Genomic DNA, 17,666 nt, shown 5'->3' on the forward strand with positions numbered 1-17,666 from the left:
CGTGGCCGTGAAGATGTCAGATACCTCCACTAAGCCCCGGGGGCCCTCCTCACTTCAAGACTGATGTCACCAAGCTCATGGCCAAGTACAGCTAGTGGGCGCCGGCGCCATCCAGGTCTTCATGGAGCACGCCTCCGGCGCACCCAGGCACGGGCGCGATGGCAGGACTGTCTGGAGCACTTACAACCGGGCAAAATCTTGGGTGGTTACCGACCTGACCAGGCTGGGGCGCAGCACCGCGGACCTGTCCGATATCGTCACGGTACTCGGGCGCCGGGGGATAGGCTTCCGATCCCTGGCGGAACTCTGGCTGGACACGACCAGCGCGCGCGGGAAGTTGACCTTCGACATGTTCGCATTCTTGGCCGAGTACGAACGTTCGCGTTTGTCCGAACGCACTAACGCAGGAGGAGCTGCCGCGAAAGCCAGGGGTCGGCTTGGCGGCCGTCCGCCGGCGATGACTGCGGCGAAACTTGAGGCAGCCAGAGACCTGCGCCACCAGGGCAAGAAACTGCAGGAGATCGCGGAGATCCTGAGCGTGAGCATGTCCACCGTGACAAGGGCCCTTGGCCCGCGAACAAGTAGGCCAGGACCGGGGTCCGAGGCCATCGTTTCGCAGCGTCGCTTACGCCAGTCCTGTACGCGTCAATGATCGCGAGATAGCCTGGATGGGGTAAGTTGTCAACCGGATAATCCCGGCAGCAACTCGAAGAATCCCCATCGTGGTCAGCTGCCCTACGAACATCAGCAGCGCCACGAGCAACGTGCCGCCGTAGGTCAAGGAAAAAACTATCCCTCTGGCTGGTACTTGAGAAGGAATTGTTTTGCGTCCGGGCTGCTCATGTGAACTCGGATCGGTCCCAGGATGCTTGGGAGTGCAACCATTTCCTCGTTGTCGATTAGGCCGAGGCCACGGTAGAAGTCATAAGGGAAGCCGTCATCCGTGGGTCCGGGCTGCTGAGCTGGATTTCCTGCCTGCTTCAGGTTTTCCATGAACTCGAACAGCCCGTCCTTGGTCCTAATGTCGTAATCCTTGGCCTGAGGGGCGGAGGGGCGAGGATTCTCAGGTTGCGGAGGAATGTCTGACTGCGTCTCGGTAACGTCCTCATTGGTGATCGTCATGGTTCCCTTTGCCAGGTTACCGGAGTACGACGTCTTGACGGGCGCTCCGGCTCCAGCTTGGTTGTGGGTAATCAGCTGAACCAGCCGGAGCAGATCGTCGTCGTTGAAGGGGTACATCGAGCTGAGCTGGAAAGACACCTTGTCGGGGATACCGAACCGGCTCCACGTGTGGCCGAATTCCAGGTCGATCGAAGGGACAGAGGACAGCGACTTCATGACTCCGCCTCCCAGTATGTAGAGAGTCTTCAGGTATTCCTCAGACCGGCGATGTGCCTCGTCGCCGGGGAATACAGAGTCGCCCCTCAGAACTCCCTGGTGAAGCTGCGTGATGTCGTACGCCCAGACTCGGCCTTTTCCTGCTGGCGTCTCGCGTTCAATCCGGTTGAAGGGGTTGTCCCAACCGTTCGACAGGAACCCAATCGGTGAAAGGATGCGTCCGTGAATCTCGAACCTGATCACCCCGCCGTTCCACCCGTCGCTGACGGTGATCGGAACCCTTACCTTCTGGGCCAAGTGGCTGGGAGGCGTCAATCCGAAGTGGAAGTACACCGTCTGGTAGAACCGAGCGAGGTTAGAATCCCTGTCTACAATCCTCATCCCGAAGGTCTCGGGTGCGGTGCCTGAACCGTTGAAGAGGCTGTCCATTCCCTTATCGAAGCTCTTGGCAGCGTTGAAAATCTCTCCCATTATCCCCATGAAAAATCTTCTTTCTTCCGTATGCGTGTCTACTATCTATAGCTCACTGTTGCAGCCCGTGACACCTGCACTTTCTGGCCGGCTGGCTTGGCACTGCAAGCGTCCGCCTCTCGTGCGGTCGATAACCATCTACGCCGTGGACGAGGACGCCCTGGATGGCGCCGACGAGGCAATCAGCGTGCTCGGCGAGGGCGCCGGCTCGGGGTATCTTCGCCACGGCACGGGCGAGGGCGATCTTCACAGGCGGGAGAGCCCTGCCGGTAGGCCGGCCCCGATCGGGGGCTTAGAGGCCATCGCCGGGGCCTTCGAGTTCCTCGACCTCGGTATTGTCCAGCAGCTGGGCTGTGGTGGTCTCGGTGGTGCGTGCGAGGTCGTCGAGGGCGATGAACCGGGCACGCGCCAGGACAATGGCCAGTTCCGCGAGGTATTGGGGTCCGTTGCGTTGCACCAGGTCGTCCAGGACGTCGTGCATGCGTCCGGTCAGCTCGGTGGGGCCTTCGGATTCCTCGGCCGCGATCCTCGTGAGAGTCAGCGCAGCCAGCGTCGGGTTGTCGTAGATGAGTCCCATGGACCCACGCTACGCACGCCGGGCCCGTTTGTCAGTGACCGGCTCCTGCAGCTCCCGGCCCGGTGCGGGAACCAGGGTGCAGCACAAGGTTGCGATCGTCAGACTTTTCGGAGGTTGGGGGATCCGGGCGGGCGGCCTCGTGCCCTGCCTTCACGTCAGCCGGGTAGGAGCGTGTTCAATTGTGTTTCTTTGTCCTGGTCCAGTTCGTTGCGGCGGTATTTCATGCGTTGGATGTGCAGCCATATGCCGAGGACGCGTTCTTCTTCGGTGTCCGTCTTCTTGTGGCGGGGCCAGTTGTTCCCGGCGGCCATGTAGCCGGTGAGCTCTTGCAGGCGTTGGCTCCACCGGGCTTCGTCGTCGTCTTTGCGGGTCCGTTGTTCCCAGCCGGGGATGTCCTGGAGGCCGTTCCTGTAGGTGGGGGAGAGGGTGCCCTGATCGTGGTCCTGGCGCCGTCTGGTCAGCCACATCGCGAGGGCCCGTTCCCGTGCGGAGGTGGACTTGGTCGAGGGGAGCCGGCCTTCGGCCCTGTACAGGGCGATGGCGTCGTGGAGGTTTTGCAGCCCTTCAGCCGTGACCCGCGTGGACGGTGTGGGGCGGGCAGTGTTGCGGTGGTCGTTCCTGAGCGAGGGTTCCGTGGCCGCGGCGATGGCCAGGTGGTAGCGGATGGTGCTTTGAGCCGCGCCTGTTGTGGCGGCGATTTGGGTAGTGGTGAGGCCTTGACGGTACATCTGGACCCACTCCGGGTGCGGGGCTGTTCGCTTCTGTTCGGGCATGCCGGTCAGCTGTCTGTGCGGATGGCGATCAGCTTCGTGCCGTCCGGGATGGCGGCCTCGAGGGCCGCCTTTGCGGTGTCGTAGCTGTCACCGTCGGCGGTGATGTGGTCGATGCTGCTGTCGGCCATCTGTATTGTTCCGGTAATTTCCGCCGGATCAGCCTAATTGGCTCTCCGGCTTCCCGGCTGCTGCGCCGCGAAGCCTTCCAACGCCTGGTGCAGCCACCGGAGATGGGGGAGGGAGTCCACGGGCCGTGCCCCGCGAAGGTCTGCCGCGGGGGTGATCATCCAGACGGTGAAGTAGTTGTGCGGGAGCTTCAGTTCCATCGCGTGCCGGAACAGGGACACGACCGCGGGGTGGAGCTGGCCGTCGGGGAGGAACTGGAAGCCCGGGCAGTAGGTGCCTTCGCCTATGATCTGTTTACCGGACTAAGTCCATGGTTAACGGCGCGTGTCGCCGGCTGGGACGAGTCCCTTCAGCGTCATGCTTTGGTCATGGATCTCTCGGATCGCAGTTGGCATCGGCATCGAGCGGAGGGACTGACTGTCGCGAACGTCGGACGGGTGATTCCTCGCTCCGGTGTTCCTGGGTTCATGGTCCTCGACGCGATGGGCGAGGAGTTCGCTCCTGCCACGGAGTATCTGCTTGAGCTGGCAGCGACGGACCATTCGCCTCAAACGATACGAACCTATGCCTTGTCGTTGCTTCGGTTCCTTCGATTTTTGTGGGCTGTCGAGGTCAGCTGGGAGAAGGCAACGTCCCTTGAAGCGCGTGACTTCGTGTTGTGGGCGCGCCAGGCCGAGAAGTTCGTCGGGAATCGTAACGTCCCGCGGCGGCGGGGGAGCCGGAACCTTGTCACGGGAAAGAAGCATCTCGGAATGCGTTACTCACCCTCGACGATCAATCACACGACGACGGTGTGTAAGGAGTTTTACGCTTTCCAGCTTCGGGTGGGTGACGGGCCCATCGTGAATCCTTTCGAGCTGCGCCGTGGGCGATCCCATGCGCATCATGATCCTCAGCGGGAGTTTGCCTTGGTGCGGCGACAACCCTTGCGTCAGCGCGAGGCGCACCGGGTGCCAAGATCAATCCCGGATGGGAAGTTCAACGATCTGTTTCGCCGCTTGCGGTCCAACAGGGACCGGGCGTTGGTGGCGTTTTATGTCAGCAGCGGTGCACGGGCGAGCGAGCTGCTCGGGATCACGGGCGACCGGGTCAACGTGGGTGACCAGCTGATCGGCGTTTACCGCAAAGGCGGCCAGCTGCAATGGTTGCCCGCGGCGCCTGATGCTTTCGTATGGCTTCGGCTCTATCAGCTCGAAGGAGGCGTCGCCGGCCCGGATGAACCGGTTTGGCTCACGCTGCGGGGCGAGCCCCGTCCTCTGACCTACGAAGCCATGCGCGCCGTACTGAGACGCTGCAACGACCTGCTCGGTTCGAACTGGACGCTGCACGATCTGCGGCACACGTTCGCGATCCGAGCTCTCGAGGGCGGGATGGGCCTTCACGAAGTCCAGGAGTTACTGGGTCACCAGTCGCTGACTACGACCACGGTCTATGCGGTTCCGCATATGGAGGAAGTCATCGAGCATTACCGGACCCATCTGAGCAGCAGGACTTCCCCTGCCGCTGACAGTTCACCGGCTGGTCAGCCCTATAACCCCGATGAGTTGCGCGTGCTTTGGGGGAACCAGTGACAAGTCCGCCCATCAATAAGATCCAGACCGCACGACGAAGCTGGAATGACCACACGCCGCCACCACAGGAACAACAACCGCCTGCACTGCCGCCCATCCCTTCTGGACCACTGACCAGCGCCAGCATTGAGGACATCATCAACCGTCTTGAGGACTGCCGCCCGTACTGGCCACAGGTGCCTGAGCACAGGGCGCGCATTCGGCGCTTACTCGGTCATTTGAGGCAGTTGCCGGGTGAAACCTGGCAGGACCGCTGGGCGCTGTTCGAGGGCCAGGTCGGGCATGGCGCTCTGACGTGGCGGCTCAGAATTGCCGGCGGTTCAAGCAAGAACACGAAGAATCGCAACGAGGTCGAAGGACTCAATGCGGCGATGGGACCGCTGCTGGCTCTGGACGTCATGCGCCCGTCCCACCGGTGGCTCGCGGGTCAGCGCTTTGCCTTCTGGAAAGCACTCAGCCGGTTCCGGGATCCCGCCCACACAACTGAACTCGAAAACGCCCTACTCCATGCGAAGGCTTCACCGGCCCAGGCCACTAGCGGGATCCTCACCTTAGGTCGCATTCAGGCCCATACAGGCAAATCGATCCGCCAGCTCACAGCCGAAGACATCCTCGACCTGACTACCCAGCTTCCCGGGAAGCTGATCGACGTCAGCCGCAGCGGGCTGACCGCCGTATGGCCCGTGCTGCACGGGCTGGGATGGATCAGACACGATTCCGGGACCATGCCCACACGGCTCCGCGTCGGACCGAAAACGGTGGATGAGATGGTCGACTACTACGACATCACCGGCCCCTGCCGGGAACCACTCATCCGCTATCTTCAGGTCCGGTCGGCTGGCCTCGACTACGCCTCGCTCTGTGCTTTGGGCAGGTATCTGGCTGGCCTCTTCTTCGCCGACATCGTCAAGCACTACCCTGGCCAACGCAGCTTCGCACTGACTCCGAAGCAGGCTGCTGGCTGGAAAGCCAGAGTCAAAGTCAAAGCCGACGGCTCCCCGCGCCGGGAAGTTTACAGCGTCTTCTTCTCCGTCCGGGCGTTTTATCTCGACATCAGCCAATGGGCACTCGAAGATGCCTTCTGGGCGCAATGGGCCGCCCCAAGCCCCGTAACCTTCGCCGAAACCCGTGGTTACGTGAAGCACCGGCGCGCGACCATCGCAACGATGCAACAGCGCACCCGTGAACTGGCTCCCGTGTTGCCCCGTCTGGTGGAGGCTGCCGAACAGGCCCTCCGCGCAGCAGAAGCAACCCTGGCGGATGCCAAGACGGCCGGCGCCGGCCAAACTATCGACATGGACGGCGAGGCTTGGGAAGTCTTCCAGAGCTGTGAATATGCACATGTCCGGATTCGGCGCAATGGAAAGGACCGGGACCTGTCCTTTGAAGAGGACAACGCCTTCTGGACTTGGGCGCTTGTTGAGACACTTCGACACACCGGTGCACGGATCGAAGAAGTCCTCGAGTTGGTGCACATGAGCATCCAGCCCTATAAGGTTCCAGGGACCGGGGAGACCATACCGCTGCTGCACTTCGCTCCGAGCAAGACCGACACAGAGCGTCTGATGGTGGCGGGCCCCGAGCTCGTGCACGTGCTCTACCGAGTGCTCTCGCGAGTCACCAAGGACACTGGTGGTGCACCGCTGACACAGCGATGGGACTCAGCTGAGAAAGTGCTGAGCTCACCTCTTCCGCACCTGTTCGTCCGCCGCCGTGGCGCCGGACCGCCGAACGTGATGACGACGGCCACCGTCTCCACGCTGCTCAATGACTTGGCGCGACGCGCGCATATCAAGGTCAGCGGTGCCGAGGTGAGGTTCACCCCGCACGATTTCCGTCGCATCTTCGCGACCGAGGCTCTTGCCAGCGGCTTGCCTCCACACATCGTGCAGGTGCTGATGGGGCATGCCAGTCTGGCGACGACCCAGGGATACGCGGCGATTTATCCTAGGGACGTCATTCGGCACCACCGCACCTTCATCGAAAAGCGACGGGTCATTCGGCCCACCGAAGAATACCGCGAGCCAACCGCCGCCGAATGGGACGAATTCGAAGCCCATTTCGTGCAGCGCAAACTCAGCCTGGGCAGCTGCGGACGCGCCTACGGCACAGGCTGCCAACACGAACACGCCTGCCTCCGCTGCGCCCTTCTCCGTCCGGATCCCAGCCAGATCAACAGACTCCAGGACATCATCGACAACCTCGAAGAACGCATTACCGAAGCCGAACAACACGGCTGGCTCGGCGATGCCGAAGGACTGCGGGTCACGCTCAACAGCGCCGAAATGAAGCTTGCCCAGATGTTCAAATTACAGAGCCAACAAACGCCCGAAGCCGTCGACTTAGGAATCCCAATGGTCGGGCGGCCGAACCGACACGCCAACCCACCTAAACCGGATAGTCAGATGAATTGAATATCAGGCGCCGTCGTCGATGGACTCGAGCAGCCACTGCGTGGCGAGGGGCTGGCGGCGCAGGGTGAAGGTCTGCAGCGGGCCGTTGGAGTCGGGGATCTGGGTTATCTGCCCTCCGGGAACGTTTGGGCCTGTCAGTTAGGGATGCCAGCGCGAGTCACGTTGCGCACGTCCAGGAATCTTGGCTGCAACGTCCCCATTTTAAGGAGTGGAAAAGCAAACAGAGGCGTAGTTGGTTTTTGCCGGACCCGAAGGGTCAGTTGCCTCATCCTGCGCCAGGCAGCTCATGGCATCGTTCTTGACGTGAAAAGCGTGTGGACGCTGGGGTATGCGGACATCGAGGGAAAAGGGCGGCGATTAATTCGATCGACTGGGCTGGAGCCTAGCAGCGCGATCAGTGCGGAAGCGCAGGGGGGCTGGCAACTAATGGTGGTGGTCCCTTTCCGGGCTGACCGGAAGCACTGAACCCCGGAAGTCGGCGCGGCTGCGCGCAGCCTCGGCAGCAAGGTTTAGGGGCAATACGCGGGCACTTGCCGTCGGCGCGGACCTGGCCATAATCTATGGGGACCCCGCCGCATGACCGGCGAGCGTTGTTGAGCGGACCGCGGCCGCAGTCAGGGCGACCGCCCGATACTCACAGCTCAGGCCAATTCTGGGTGTGCGCTCCCGAAATACAATCCTCAGCCCTTGGAGACAAAGATGTCCCGGAAACGAAGACTGACCGCATCCGTATTCGCGCTCGTTACAGCATTTTCGTTCGCCGTAATCGGTGCGCCGCCTGGCGCCGCCGCAACAACGCCGATTTCCTTCCAATTCACAACGGTGGTCGATGCCACCGCCGTGGGTGGCAGCTCCAGCACCCCCATGCGCGTCATATACCAGTTCAACCCGGACCTGGCGCCAGGTTCAGGGTTGTCCGGTTCCGGCGAAAATTTCGCAAGCTATGGTCCCCTTGAGAAGATCATTTTCGAGGTGGGCAGCCAGTGTGTCGCACTGGCAGGCGCGGGCACTGACATCACAGTTTTCGACAACGCCGGAACAACATTCGTTGAGGACTCCTACAACGTACGGGCCAGCGACGCGGCTGTAGCGGGCAAGACCGTGTTCGGGCTGAACCTCGAATTGGCCAGGTTCCTCCTTGTTGACAATCAAGCGACAATGTTTTCCGACACGTCGTTGCCCACATCACCAGAGTTTGCTGATGCCGCCGACTTCCAGCAGTCCGCCCTGCAGCTCAGGAACCCCACGACAAATCGACGGACTACCGTTAGTGCTGCACAAGATGCGCCTTTCCAGCTGGGGCGGTTCGACCCGCACGGCAGCATCGGCGAGATTATTGATGAGGTCAACGCCCTGCCGGTGAGCAGCGACCTCAAAGCAAAACTGGTTGCTCCACTCGAAAAGGCAAGAACCCTTCTGGAGGGGACCCTACTCCAGAAAAATATCAAGCAGGCGCGTGGTTCTCTGGAAGATTTCATCAAAATCGTCCACACGAATCGCAACAGACTGGGCCAGGAAGCCGCCGCCTCCCTGCGAAACAGTGCGCTCTTTGTCATCGACGAGCTCCCTGCGTGTGCGTGAGGCAGTGATCCGCGCTGCCGGCACGAGCAAATGTGCCGGGCAGCTGGGACCCGGGCGAGTGTTTCCAGGCGCCAGCATGGGCAGCCTCGTTCGGTGCTGTATCGGCGAGTATTTTTCTTATGGCTGGCTGCCAGGACCAGAACCAGTGGAAGTCCGCACGACTGGAACGACCGCCAATTCCTGGGATTGTCCTGCAGTGAATGAGCTTGAGCACTTGCCAGCTACGGCCTCTGGTGGGCCGTCGCTCCTGCCGAAGTCCTCGTACGTGTGCAGGGAGAGCTCACCGCCGAAAACATCCGCATAAAAGTTCAATGCCTCCCGCGCCGTTCCCGGGAAAAAGACATAGATCTGAGGCCCGGCCATGGCGCCCATTAGTCTTGGGCGCCATGGCGGTGCTGTCCTTAACCCGGTCGATGGTGGCACCCGAGTGGAGCAAAGCAGCCGAATCGAGGCACCGTGGCAAAGTTGGCCCTTGCCCTAAAGGTCGAGCCTCAATTCACTGGCGGCGGCTCACCGCCCCGCGTGAATAGGCCGCACTTTCGATCGCTGCGTTCTACTCCACAGGTCGCACAGGACGAAGCGAAAGCCTACGGAAAGTTTGTCGCCGAGGTAGCAGGCATGCTTGAGAACGCGGTGGAATTTCCCGAAGTGTTGCTCCCCGATCTTCCAGTTAACCCTGATGAGCGAACGGTAAGCCCGGAGCACGCGGCCATGCAGGCCCGTCAATTCTTTGGCGTCGGACCGGGCCCGATCCAGCACGTTTTCCGTCTGGCGGAGCGAGCGGGAGTGGTGGTTTGTTTTCAGCGAACCGGGGGTTGCAGCTATCGATGCATACTCGCTACACACAGCCACGCGGCCGATCATAATTCTCAACCCTGTCAAAGACGACTACTACCGGCAGCGGTTCGACGTCGCACACGAACTTGGGCATTTGATAATGCACCACGATGCTGAGCCGGGTGGAAACGTGGCAGAGGATCAGGCCAACCGTTAACCGTCCGGCCGGGGCCAAGAAGGCTTGACACGATCACCTGGACGACCTGCTGCCTAGCGAGCGTTTCCCGAACAGGATCAGCACAACCTATTTAGTCCGGATAAGAAGACTCGAACGAGCTGCCGCATCACCGGGTCCGGGTCTTCCATGAGTTCGGCGAGCCGGCGCCGGACCTGCTCCAGGGCGGGCAGGGCGAATTCGGCCCTGACGGACTCCCAAACCTCCTCTGACACGGGCCTGCCGATGATGGGCTGGGCCATCAGGCGCCGTCATCGACGGACTCGAGCAGCCACGCGGTGGCCAGGGGCTGGCGGCGCAGGGTGAAGGTCCTCAGCGGGCCGTTGGAGCCGGGGATCTGGGCCTGGACGCGCCAGTATTCGACGCTGACCAGGTCCCCGCTGCCCTTGGCGGCGGTGGACCGGGTGTCCCACCACGCGTCGCGGCCGTACCAGTGCTGGGTATCGGTGGCGGGGTCAACGATCCAGATCTGTCCGTCGTGGCGGATGGCCAGCGGTGTGCCGGCGGGGTCGGTGCGGACCTGGACGTCGTGGGCGCGGGCGGGGGCTTCGGGGGTGATGGTCATGGCTGTGTGTTCTTTCCGGTGGTGCTGGGGCTGTGCTGTCGTACAGATAAGGCATGGGTTTAGGCGGCTTTGACGAGGGGGAGTTCCTCCCAGTGGGTGGTGTAGCGGGGGAGAGCATGTCCCGTTTCATGGCCCAGTCCGGCCCGCCGCGGATCCCGCCGTGGCCGAGGCCGATGGAGCCGCGGCCGTATTTCTTGGTGACGACTTCGAGGAGGGTGCCGACGTGGCGTTCCTCGTGCGGGTTCTCGAACAGGGACAGGGGTGCCTGGTTGCCGGTGGGCCGCAGGTCGGTGACCATGATTCCGGCCCGGGCGTACCTCACGCCGTCTCGGATGTGGGGGAGGAGCGCGTGCGCGGCCTTTGTCAGGATCACCGGGTCCGCAGTGGGCATCGGCAGCGGCACACAGACGGAGGGGTAGGAGGTGTCCTTGGGGTTGAAGTGGGAGGTGCCGGCGAATGCGGTGAGGACTTTGGCCTGCAGGTCGTGTTTGGCCAGTCGGGCTGAGGCCTGCTGCCCGTACACGGACATGACCTGCCGGATCCCGGCGGCGGTGGTGATGGGTGTGGCGAAGGAGCGGGAGAAGATCAGCTGGTCCTTCCCGATGCGTTCTTCCTCCATCGGGATGCAGGGGGTGCCCTGCAGTTCCAGGACGGTGCGCATCATGACGATGGAGAACCGGTCCCGGATCATGACCGGGTCGGCCCGGGCCAGATCGAGGATCGAGAAAATGCCCATCACGTTCAGCCGCTTCGTCAGCCGGGTCGCCACACCCCAGATCTCGATGACCGAGAGCCGGCCCATGAGCCCTTCGCGTTCTGATGCGGGGATGGAGTCCCAGTGGCAGACGCCGCCGAATGCGGGGTTGTTTTTGGCCCATTTGTTGGCCAGCTTGGCGAGGGTCTTGGTGGCGGCGATGCCGACGCAGACGGGCACGCCGACGTTCCGCCGGACCGCGGCTTTCATCTCACGTCCCAGTGCCAGCAGCTCGGCGGGGGTTCCTTTGACGCCGAGGAAGGCTTCGTCGATGCTGTAGACCTCCAGCCAGGCCGAGTACCGGCCCAGCAGTTCCATCACCCGGGCGCTGATGTCCCCGTAGAGCTCGTAGTTGCTGGACAGGGCGACGAGTCCCCATTCCTTCGCCCGTGGGGCGAGTTTGAACCATGGCTCACCCATGGCGATGCCCAGGGCTTTGGCCTCGGGGGAGCAGGTGACGGCGCAGCCGTCGTTGTTGGACAGCACGATGACGGGTCTGCCCTCGAGGGACGGGTCAAAGGCCCGTTCGGCGGAGGCATAGAAGCAGTTCACGTCCACGTGTGCGATCTGCGGCATGTGCCGCATCTGGACCGGCTTAGACATTGTCCGCCCTAAACGTGGTGGAGGCATCGGGTTGCCACACCCCAGATGACCAGGTCCGACAGATCTGGCACCCGGATATCCGGGCAGACGGGGTTGTCTGCCTGCAGCACGACGCCGGTGGGTGTGATCCGCAGCCGCTTGATCGTCAGTTCCCCGTCCAGGACGGCGACGACCACGCATCCGTCGTGCGGTTCCAGTGCCCGGTTTACGATCAGCTCATCACCGTCGCTGATCCCGGCACGCTGCATCGAGTCCCCGGACACGCGCACCACGTAGGTGCTGGTGATGTCTTTGATCAGGTGCTCGTTCAGGTCGATCCGGCCATCAAAATAGTCCTGTGCCGGCGACGGGTAGCCCGCCGCGACCGGGACCGGGGAGATCAGCACCGACAACAAGGAGGCGCCCGCATCTATCACGCGGGGACCGAGAATAACGCCCACAACACACCTTTTATTCGAATATATGTTCGATGAATTCAGTGTAGTCCCTGGCACCGACAACGGGACCACTCCACCAAGTTGCACCCGATGCAGGGTGCGGGAGGGCCGACGGTGGCGGTGCTGGGAGCCGAGGTTTCCGCTGCCCCACAGCCGGGGACAATTCTCATGGGTTATCCACTGCTGCGGCTGCGAGGGAGCTACCCCGAGGGCTCCCATTTCAAGCCGTGGATAACCCGAATTGACCCCGGCTGTGGACAGCTCTCCGGTCACCGAAACAGGGTGACGGCTTCACCCATCCGGCCCGGCCCCAGCGTCGAATCATCTGCGATGCCACCGATGCCGAGCGTTTAGGCGCTGGGGGCAGCCATGTTTTTCGGAAAAGCGTCACCTATCAGAAGGCGTGCAGATATGAGCGACCTCCAGTTCAACCGTTTTCTCTCAGAATGCATCACCCATGACCCGGACCGGCCGACAGGTCTTCGCGGGGAGGAACTGTACGGGGTGTATATCAGCTGGTGCCTGCTGCACGGCGAAGCTCCGGCCTCGGGCACGGCCTTCTGGGCAGGCATGAAACGCCAGAGATACGTGGGCCGTCAGCGTCACGCCGGCAGCTACATCTGGCCGGGTCTGGCTATGACCGGACCAGCAGTTGTGGACTATATCCTTTCGAGCCAGCCCAGCCTGGTGTAGAGAACACGGACGGTGGGCGGTCCCGCGTCCGCAAGGCCACTCTTGGTGCTTCTTCTTTAGTGTTCGGTAGGGCTGGGTTTCTTGCGTCGTGTCCGCGCGTAAACGGGGAGGGTCAGGAGCCTGACTATCCCGGCCAGGGCCAAGAGGACGGTGAATGCGGCCAGTTGGCCGAGGAACATCAGAGCAGCCACTGCCAGTGTTCCGGTGTAGGTCAGGGCAAGGGTAAGCGTTTCAGCGTCAGGCATCGACGGCCCTCTCCGAGTAGTGGGGGAAGCGAGGCGGGAGGCCCCGGTACAGGGTCGTGCGTTTTCCCGGTCCTGGTAATTATCTCCCGGGCAGGGGAACCATCGCCCGGAGGAAGGCAGCCTATTTCGCTGGTGGGATCAGCCACGGACCAGCTTCGTGATGCTGCGTTGGGGAGGGGCAGGCATTCGGATCTTCCCTGACTTGGTAAGGCAGAATGGGCCCATGTGCGGCAGATATGTGATGTCCAAAGCCACGGGGGACCTTCTGAGCTACTTCGATGCCAAAGTAGTAGAGGGGGCAGTCCGCCGCCACCGAGCTGGAATGTTGCGCCCACCCAGGATGTGCCGATCATCGCGGAACGGCTGGATGAAGACAGCATCAACCGGCATCTGCTCGTCGGCCGTTGGGGTCTGGTGCCTTCCTGGGCGAAGGACATCAAAATCGGCTCGAAGCTCATTAACGCCCGCAGCGAGACGATTCTGGATGAACCGTCGTTCCGCAAGGCCGCGTTGAAGCGCCGGGCCATCATCCCGGCAGAGGGCTATTACGAGTGGCAGAAGACCGAAGACGGCAAAAAAATACCTAACTACCTTTACTCCGAGAATGAACCACTGCTCGGTTTCGCAGGCCTGTATGAGTTCTGGCTTGATCCCCGGATGCCGGAGGATGACCCGGGCCGCTGGCTTCTCAGCTGCACCGTGCTCACCACCACGACCCAGGACGCCCTCGGGCACGTCCATGACCGCTCCCCGGTGATCATCCCGCGGGACTCATTCGGGCAGTGGCTAAACCCGGACATGACCGACAAGGCCGACGTGCAGAGCCTGCTCGACTCCCTGCCCGAGCCAGTCCTCACACCAAGGATCGTCAGCACGAGTGTGAACAGCGTGCGCAACAACGGGCCCGAACTCATCGAGCCCGCCGTCTAAAAGCCCATGGTTCAATCCTCCCGGCCATCAAGCCCGGGCCCTAAAGGCCCGGCTGGTCCTCGGCCGCTGCGTTCTCTGCCCGGACGTCTCTGAGTATTGCGGCCAGGCCACGCACGGCCGCGGGGTCCGTTGCGAGAGCATGCGTGCAAGCGGGTCACGCCAGAGCCTTCGGCTGCCTGTGCGAGTTCGGCCCAGGCCTCCTGTAGCTCTGCCAGCTGCGCAGGAGGCAACGGCGCCGACGCCTGAGTCACTTCCACTGTAAGTGCTGCAGTGTCGGCCGCCTCCGGCCGTCTTCTGAAATAGCTCCGCAAGCCCATGCCTTACTCGCCTTCGAACGAAGTCCCGCCAGGAGTGCACGGTGAGATGCGCTGCCACTGACGAGACCATTCCACCGTATCAGTGCCCCTGGTCTCCGCTGCGCTTCAACCAGTTGTTGGGCGTCCGCTGGCGCGGTCGGCTGTTGGGTCCAGGGTGCGCCGTCGCAGAGCTCCGTCACTCCCTGGACCTGTCTTGTCTACGACGTTTTCTGGTTGCTGTCCTGCGGATTCTAGGCGTCCGCTCCACCCCGTCTAGCCCCTCCTTCGTCGGGGCCTGCGGTGCAGGAATTTCCCTGCGGCGCTCCTGCGTCGCTTATTTCCTCCGGTAAATGTCCTGCCCCTCGCCCTGCCGGGTAGTCAGGCCTCCGTCGGCCGCCGAGCAAGCAAGCTTGCCAGCAACCAAAAAACAACTGTGAGTCTTTACGTGGCTGGTCTGGGACTAGCTGGCAGTGTTGATGCCGGTCGTTCTGCTTGGTGCGTGACTCGAAAAAACAATTGCCCCTCGAGGGTGCGTTTCCCCCGATTTGTCCACGCTGGGTGGAGCGGCCGGCGCTGACCTGTCCCACGTCGGTGGCTTGATTAGAAGCTTGTCCAGCCTCTGAGGTTGTGGCTCATCACAGTTTTGCCTCGAAGTGACTCTTCCCAGGTCCGGCGCCGGTCGCGCTGCGACCTGTCTTGTCCGTTCGAAAGGAAGGAGCGTGGCCGCGTTGACTATCGTTGCGCAGACCCGCCCGTTCGTCATCGGCGTGGACTGTCACGCCCGCACCCACACTTACGCGATCATTGAGGCCAGCACAAAGCGACAGGTGGCGTGCGAGCAGTTCCCGACCACCTCCGCAGGGATTTCACGCGCACTTGCCTGGGTAGGCCGACGAACAGACGGCGATATGGGGTGTCTATGGGCTGTTGAGGGTATCGGCTCATATGGGGCCCGTCTGGCCAGGGCAGTAACCGACGCCGGTTACGACGTCGCCGAAGCTCCACGCATGAACGCCCGAGGCCGTCGGGGGATCGGCAAATCGGACCCGTTGGACGCTACCGCCATCGGAACCGCTGTCATCGGCTTAGAGGAGTCCCAACTCCGGGTTCCGCGACGGGACGAAGGAACCCGTGCCGGACTCAGGATCTTGAGCACAGCCCGGGATCAGCTGACGCGGGAACGAACGATGTATGTAAATGCACTCATCGCCCTACTCCGGGCACATGATCTTGGAATCGACGCACGTAAACCTTTGATTCCCGCCCAAATCGCCACCATCACCAGGTGGCGGGAACGACAGGAGCAGATGGAACTATCGATCGCCCGCGAGGAAGCAGTTCGGTTGGCGCGCCGCGTTCTCGAAGTGACCACTCAGCTCGCTACGAACCAGAAGCGCATGACAGAGCTGATCCAGCAAAGCCCTGCGGCGCCGCTATTGGAGATGGTGGGCGCCGGGGCTGTCACAGTCGCTAGTGTACTGACAGCGTGGTCGCATCCAGGCAGGGTTCGCAGTGAAGCTGCGTTCGCCTCACTGGCAGGGGTGAATCCCTTGCCTGCCTCAAGCGGTAACACTGTCCGGCACAGGCTCAACCGGGGCGGTGACAGGCGCCTCAACCGTGCCTTGCACACCATCACCATGACCCGGATGACGCACGACCCCGGAACACGGGACTACGTCGCCAAACGCACCCAAGAAGGCCGTAGCTACCGGGAAATCCGCAGATCCCTCAAGCGCTACATCGCCCGAACCCTCTACCGCCAACTCAACACCCTTTACGCCACCGCGGAACCGGCGCCACCCCACGCTGCAGGGGCAGACCCTGCTAGGAATAGGAGCGCACCGTCGCTCCTCAGCACCAACAATTCTGGTTCTCGAGGTGGTCGTTAAGTTTCTGGGATTGCTTCATCGCAGCAGGACACGGACGTTATTCGGTTCGGCCGTTTTGAGCGTCCCGCGCTCGGCACGGGCGGGCCGTGGCGCAGAGCCTCCTACTAGGAAGAGGCGTTAAGCAGGAAATCCTTAGCACCCTGCAACGCGATGCGCCGAAAATTCGTTGCCCAGCTATTTCCCTTCTCATATCCCTAGAGATTTGCGACGTCGGGAGGTTGCCGCGAAGGGACTTCGCGAGGGAGGGACCAGAGCTGAAGAGTATGTGGGCGTACTCAGCCCTTCCCTCGGCGAGGATTACGAGGATGGTCATGCTGCGAGCGGTACCAGGCCCAAGTGGCATATAGCTTGTTGAGGGACGCTGACGAGAGAAAGCCCGCCGAAGGGGGTCGGCGAGCTTTCTACCTGACGGTAAGGGATAACGCAGTCAGCCATCGGCTGGAAAAAAATTTTGCGTGATTGATCTCCCTATTTGAAAGCGTGAGTAGTCTCTGAATTTATTTGAGGCCGGACCGTACGAAGCCCGCTACGATTTGGCGTTGCAGGAAGATGTAAAGCAGGAATACTGGCAGGCAGGCGAGTCCGCTGGCGGCCATGATGGCACCCCAGTTGCTGCCTTCGGCGCCCATGAAGGAGCGGATACCGACCTGCATCACGCTGGTTTCCTGCTGCATGATAAGCAGGGGCCAGGTGTACTCGTTCCATGCGGAGATCATGAGAATCACGGCGAGTGAGGCCAGGGCTGGCACAAGGTTGGGCACGATGACAAGCCAGAGCGTCGCCCAGGTGCTGCGCCCGTCCATTGAACTGGCGTCGATGAGTTCACGCGGGATTGCACGCATGTGCTGCCGCAGCATGAGCACGGCGAAGGCCGAGCAGAGGTTGGGCACAACGATGCCGGCAACAGTGTTGAGTAGCCCGAGCTGGGAGACGAGTACGTAGTTGGGGATCATTGTTACTTGGAACGGTACAAGCCACGACGCGACGAAAAGCAGGTAAATCACTTTGCGGCCCGGGAAGTCGAAGATTGCGAAACCGTAGGAGGCGAGGATGGCGACGAGCAACTGCGCGAGGCTCATGGTGAGCGCCATCACGACTGTGTTGCCGAGCATCTGAAGCATTGGTATCGCTTCGAATACGTAGGCGAAGTTCTCGAATGAGAACGACGGGGCGATCAGTTGCCCGCCAACCATCGCTCCGGGTGCGGCGAATGCTGTGATCACAAGCCACAGGAGTGGCACTACGGCGAGCAGGGCGAGCACGAGCATGATGAGGTGTGCGGGTCCCTGACGCAAGAGCCAGGTTACGGTCCTGCGAGTCAGTGGTGCTACGGGTGCGAGCACAATGGGGGCGCTCGGCTGTATGGGCTGCACGATGGAGAAGGCCATGAG

The 17,666-nt window shown here is 62.1% G+C and carries 15 protein-coding genes and 4 pseudogenes; 8 read left to right on the top strand and 11 right to left on the bottom strand.

Going from position 1 to position 17,666, the window contains the following annotated elements; genetic code table 11:
• The first annotated feature begins 121 nt into the window (after positions 1-121).
• Positions 122-652: a recombinase family protein gene (locus J2808_RS20905; protein WP_309820706.1), complete on the top strand. Its 531-nt coding sequence runs from the start codon at positions 122-124 to the stop codon at positions 650-652.
• Positions 653-789: 137 nt separating this feature from the next.
• Here the strand turns inward: J2808_RS20905 and J2808_RS20910 are convergent, their stop codons facing one another.
• From J2808_RS20910 to J2808_RS20930, 5 genes are all read right to left on the bottom strand, one after another.
• On the bottom strand, positions 790-1,818 hold the full coding sequence (locus J2808_RS20910; RefSeq protein ID WP_309820546.1) for a hypothetical protein: 1,029 nt from the start codon (positions 1,816-1,818) through the stop codon (positions 790-792).
• Positions 1,819-2,101: 283 nt separating this feature from the next.
• A complete protein-coding gene (locus tag J2808_RS20915; protein WP_309820548.1) occupies positions 2,102-2,386 on the bottom strand; it encodes a hypothetical protein in 285 nt (94 codons plus the stop codon).
• Positions 2,387-2,541: 155 nt separating this feature from the next.
• A complete protein-coding gene (locus J2808_RS20920; RefSeq protein WP_309820551.1) occupies positions 2,542-3,159 on the bottom strand; it encodes a helicase associated domain-containing protein in 618 nt (205 codons plus the stop codon).
• Positions 3,160-3,164: 5 nt separating this feature from the next.
• Positions 3,165-3,287, bottom strand: a complete 123-nt coding sequence (locus tag J2808_RS20925; RefSeq protein ID WP_309820553.1) for a hypothetical protein — start codon at positions 3,285-3,287, stop codon at positions 3,165-3,167.
• A 33-nt stretch (positions 3,288-3,320) separates the two neighbouring features.
• Positions 3,321-3,506 carry a hypothetical protein gene (locus J2808_RS20930; protein WP_309820554.1) on the bottom strand — a complete coding sequence of 62 codons (186 nt, stop codon included), beginning with the start codon at positions 3,504-3,506 and terminating at the stop codon, positions 3,321-3,323.
• Between the two features lie 9 nt (positions 3,507-3,515).
• Here J2808_RS20930 and J2808_RS20935 point away from each other — a divergent pair, with 9 nt between their 5' ends.
• The 3 genes from J2808_RS20935 to J2808_RS20945 all read left to right on the top strand — a co-directional run bounded on the left by J2808_RS20935 (position 3,516) and on the right by J2808_RS20945 (position 8,851).
• The gene (locus J2808_RS20935; protein ID WP_309820557.1) at positions 3,516-4,856 is read left to right on the top strand and encodes a tyrosine-type recombinase/integrase; all 1,341 of its coding nucleotides are present in this window, start codon (positions 3,516-3,518) and stop codon (positions 4,854-4,856) included.
• Positions 4,853-7,270 carry a tyrosine-type recombinase/integrase gene (locus tag J2808_RS20940; RefSeq protein WP_309820559.1) on the top strand — a complete coding sequence of 806 codons (2,418 nt, stop codon included), beginning with the start codon at positions 4,853-4,855 and terminating at the stop codon, positions 7,268-7,270. The genes J2808_RS20935 and J2808_RS20940 overlap by 4 nt, the downstream gene beginning before the upstream one ends.
• Before the next feature lie 699 nt (positions 7,271-7,969).
• A complete protein-coding gene (locus J2808_RS20945; RefSeq protein ID WP_309820561.1) occupies positions 7,970-8,851 on the top strand; it encodes a hypothetical protein in 882 nt (293 codons plus the stop codon).
• Between the two features lie 219 nt (positions 8,852-9,070).
• Here the strand turns inward: J2808_RS20945 and J2808_RS20950 are convergent.
• Positions 9,071-9,214, bottom strand: a pseudogene (locus tag J2808_RS20950) (VOC family protein); the annotation flags it as partial.
• A gap of 367 nt (positions 9,215-9,581) precedes the next feature.
• On the opposite strand from J2808_RS20950, the gene J2808_RS22300 reads away from it, so the two are divergent.
• On the top strand, positions 9,582-9,845 hold the full coding sequence (locus J2808_RS22300; RefSeq protein ID WP_397428100.1) for an ImmA/IrrE family metallo-endopeptidase: 264 nt from the start codon (positions 9,582-9,584) through the stop codon (positions 9,843-9,845).
• 259 nt (positions 9,846-10,104) lie between these two features.
• On the opposite strand, the gene J2808_RS20955 is transcribed toward J2808_RS22300, so the two are convergent.
• From J2808_RS20955 to J2808_RS20965, 3 genes and pseudogenes are all read right to left on the bottom strand, one after another.
• On the bottom strand, positions 10,105-10,428 hold the full coding sequence (locus tag J2808_RS20955) for a hypothetical protein (RefSeq protein WP_309820564.1): 324 nt from the start codon (positions 10,426-10,428) through the stop codon (positions 10,105-10,107).
• A gap of 59 nt (positions 10,429-10,487) precedes the next feature.
• Positions 10,488-11,785: pseudogene (locus J2808_RS20960) on the bottom strand (Y-family DNA polymerase).
• Between the two features lie 8 nt (positions 11,786-11,793).
• Positions 11,794-12,225: a LexA family protein gene (locus tag J2808_RS20965; protein WP_309820565.1), complete on the bottom strand. Its 432-nt coding sequence runs from the start codon at positions 12,223-12,225 to the stop codon at positions 11,794-11,796.
• A gap of 408 nt (positions 12,226-12,633) precedes the next feature.
• Here J2808_RS20965 and J2808_RS20970 point away from each other — a divergent pair, with 408 nt between their 5' ends.
• Positions 12,634-12,915, top strand: a complete 282-nt coding sequence (locus J2808_RS20970; protein WP_309820567.1) for a hypothetical protein — start codon at positions 12,634-12,636, stop codon at positions 12,913-12,915.
• Between the two features lie 56 nt (positions 12,916-12,971).
• On the opposite strand, the gene J2808_RS20975 is transcribed toward J2808_RS20970, so the two are convergent.
• A complete protein-coding gene (locus J2808_RS20975) occupies positions 12,972-13,160 on the bottom strand; it encodes a hypothetical protein (RefSeq protein WP_309820569.1) in 189 nt (62 codons plus the stop codon).
• Between the two features lie 241 nt (positions 13,161-13,401).
• Between J2808_RS20975 and J2808_RS20980 the strand changes: the two are divergent.
• Both J2808_RS20980 and J2808_RS20985 read left to right on the top strand, forming a co-directional pair.
• Positions 13,402-14,090 (top strand): annotated as a pseudogene (locus J2808_RS20980) (SOS response-associated peptidase).
• A 1,024-nt stretch (positions 14,091-15,114) separates the two neighbouring features.
• Positions 15,115-16,158, top strand: a pseudogene (locus tag J2808_RS20985) (IS110 family RNA-guided transposase); the annotation flags it as partial.
• A gap of 614 nt (positions 16,159-16,772) precedes the next feature.
• Here the strand turns inward: J2808_RS20985 and J2808_RS20990 are convergent.
• The gene (locus J2808_RS20990) at positions 16,773-17,663 is read right to left on the bottom strand and encodes a carbohydrate ABC transporter permease (protein WP_309820571.1); all 891 of its coding nucleotides are present in this window, start codon (positions 17,661-17,663) and stop codon (positions 16,773-16,775) included.
• Positions 17,664-17,666: the final 3 nt, after the last annotated feature.

It is taken from the genome of Pseudarthrobacter sulfonivorans (genome assembly GCF_031454915.1).
GTDB lineage: Bacteria > Actinomycetota > Actinomycetes > Actinomycetales > Micrococcaceae > Arthrobacter > Arthrobacter sulfonivorans_C.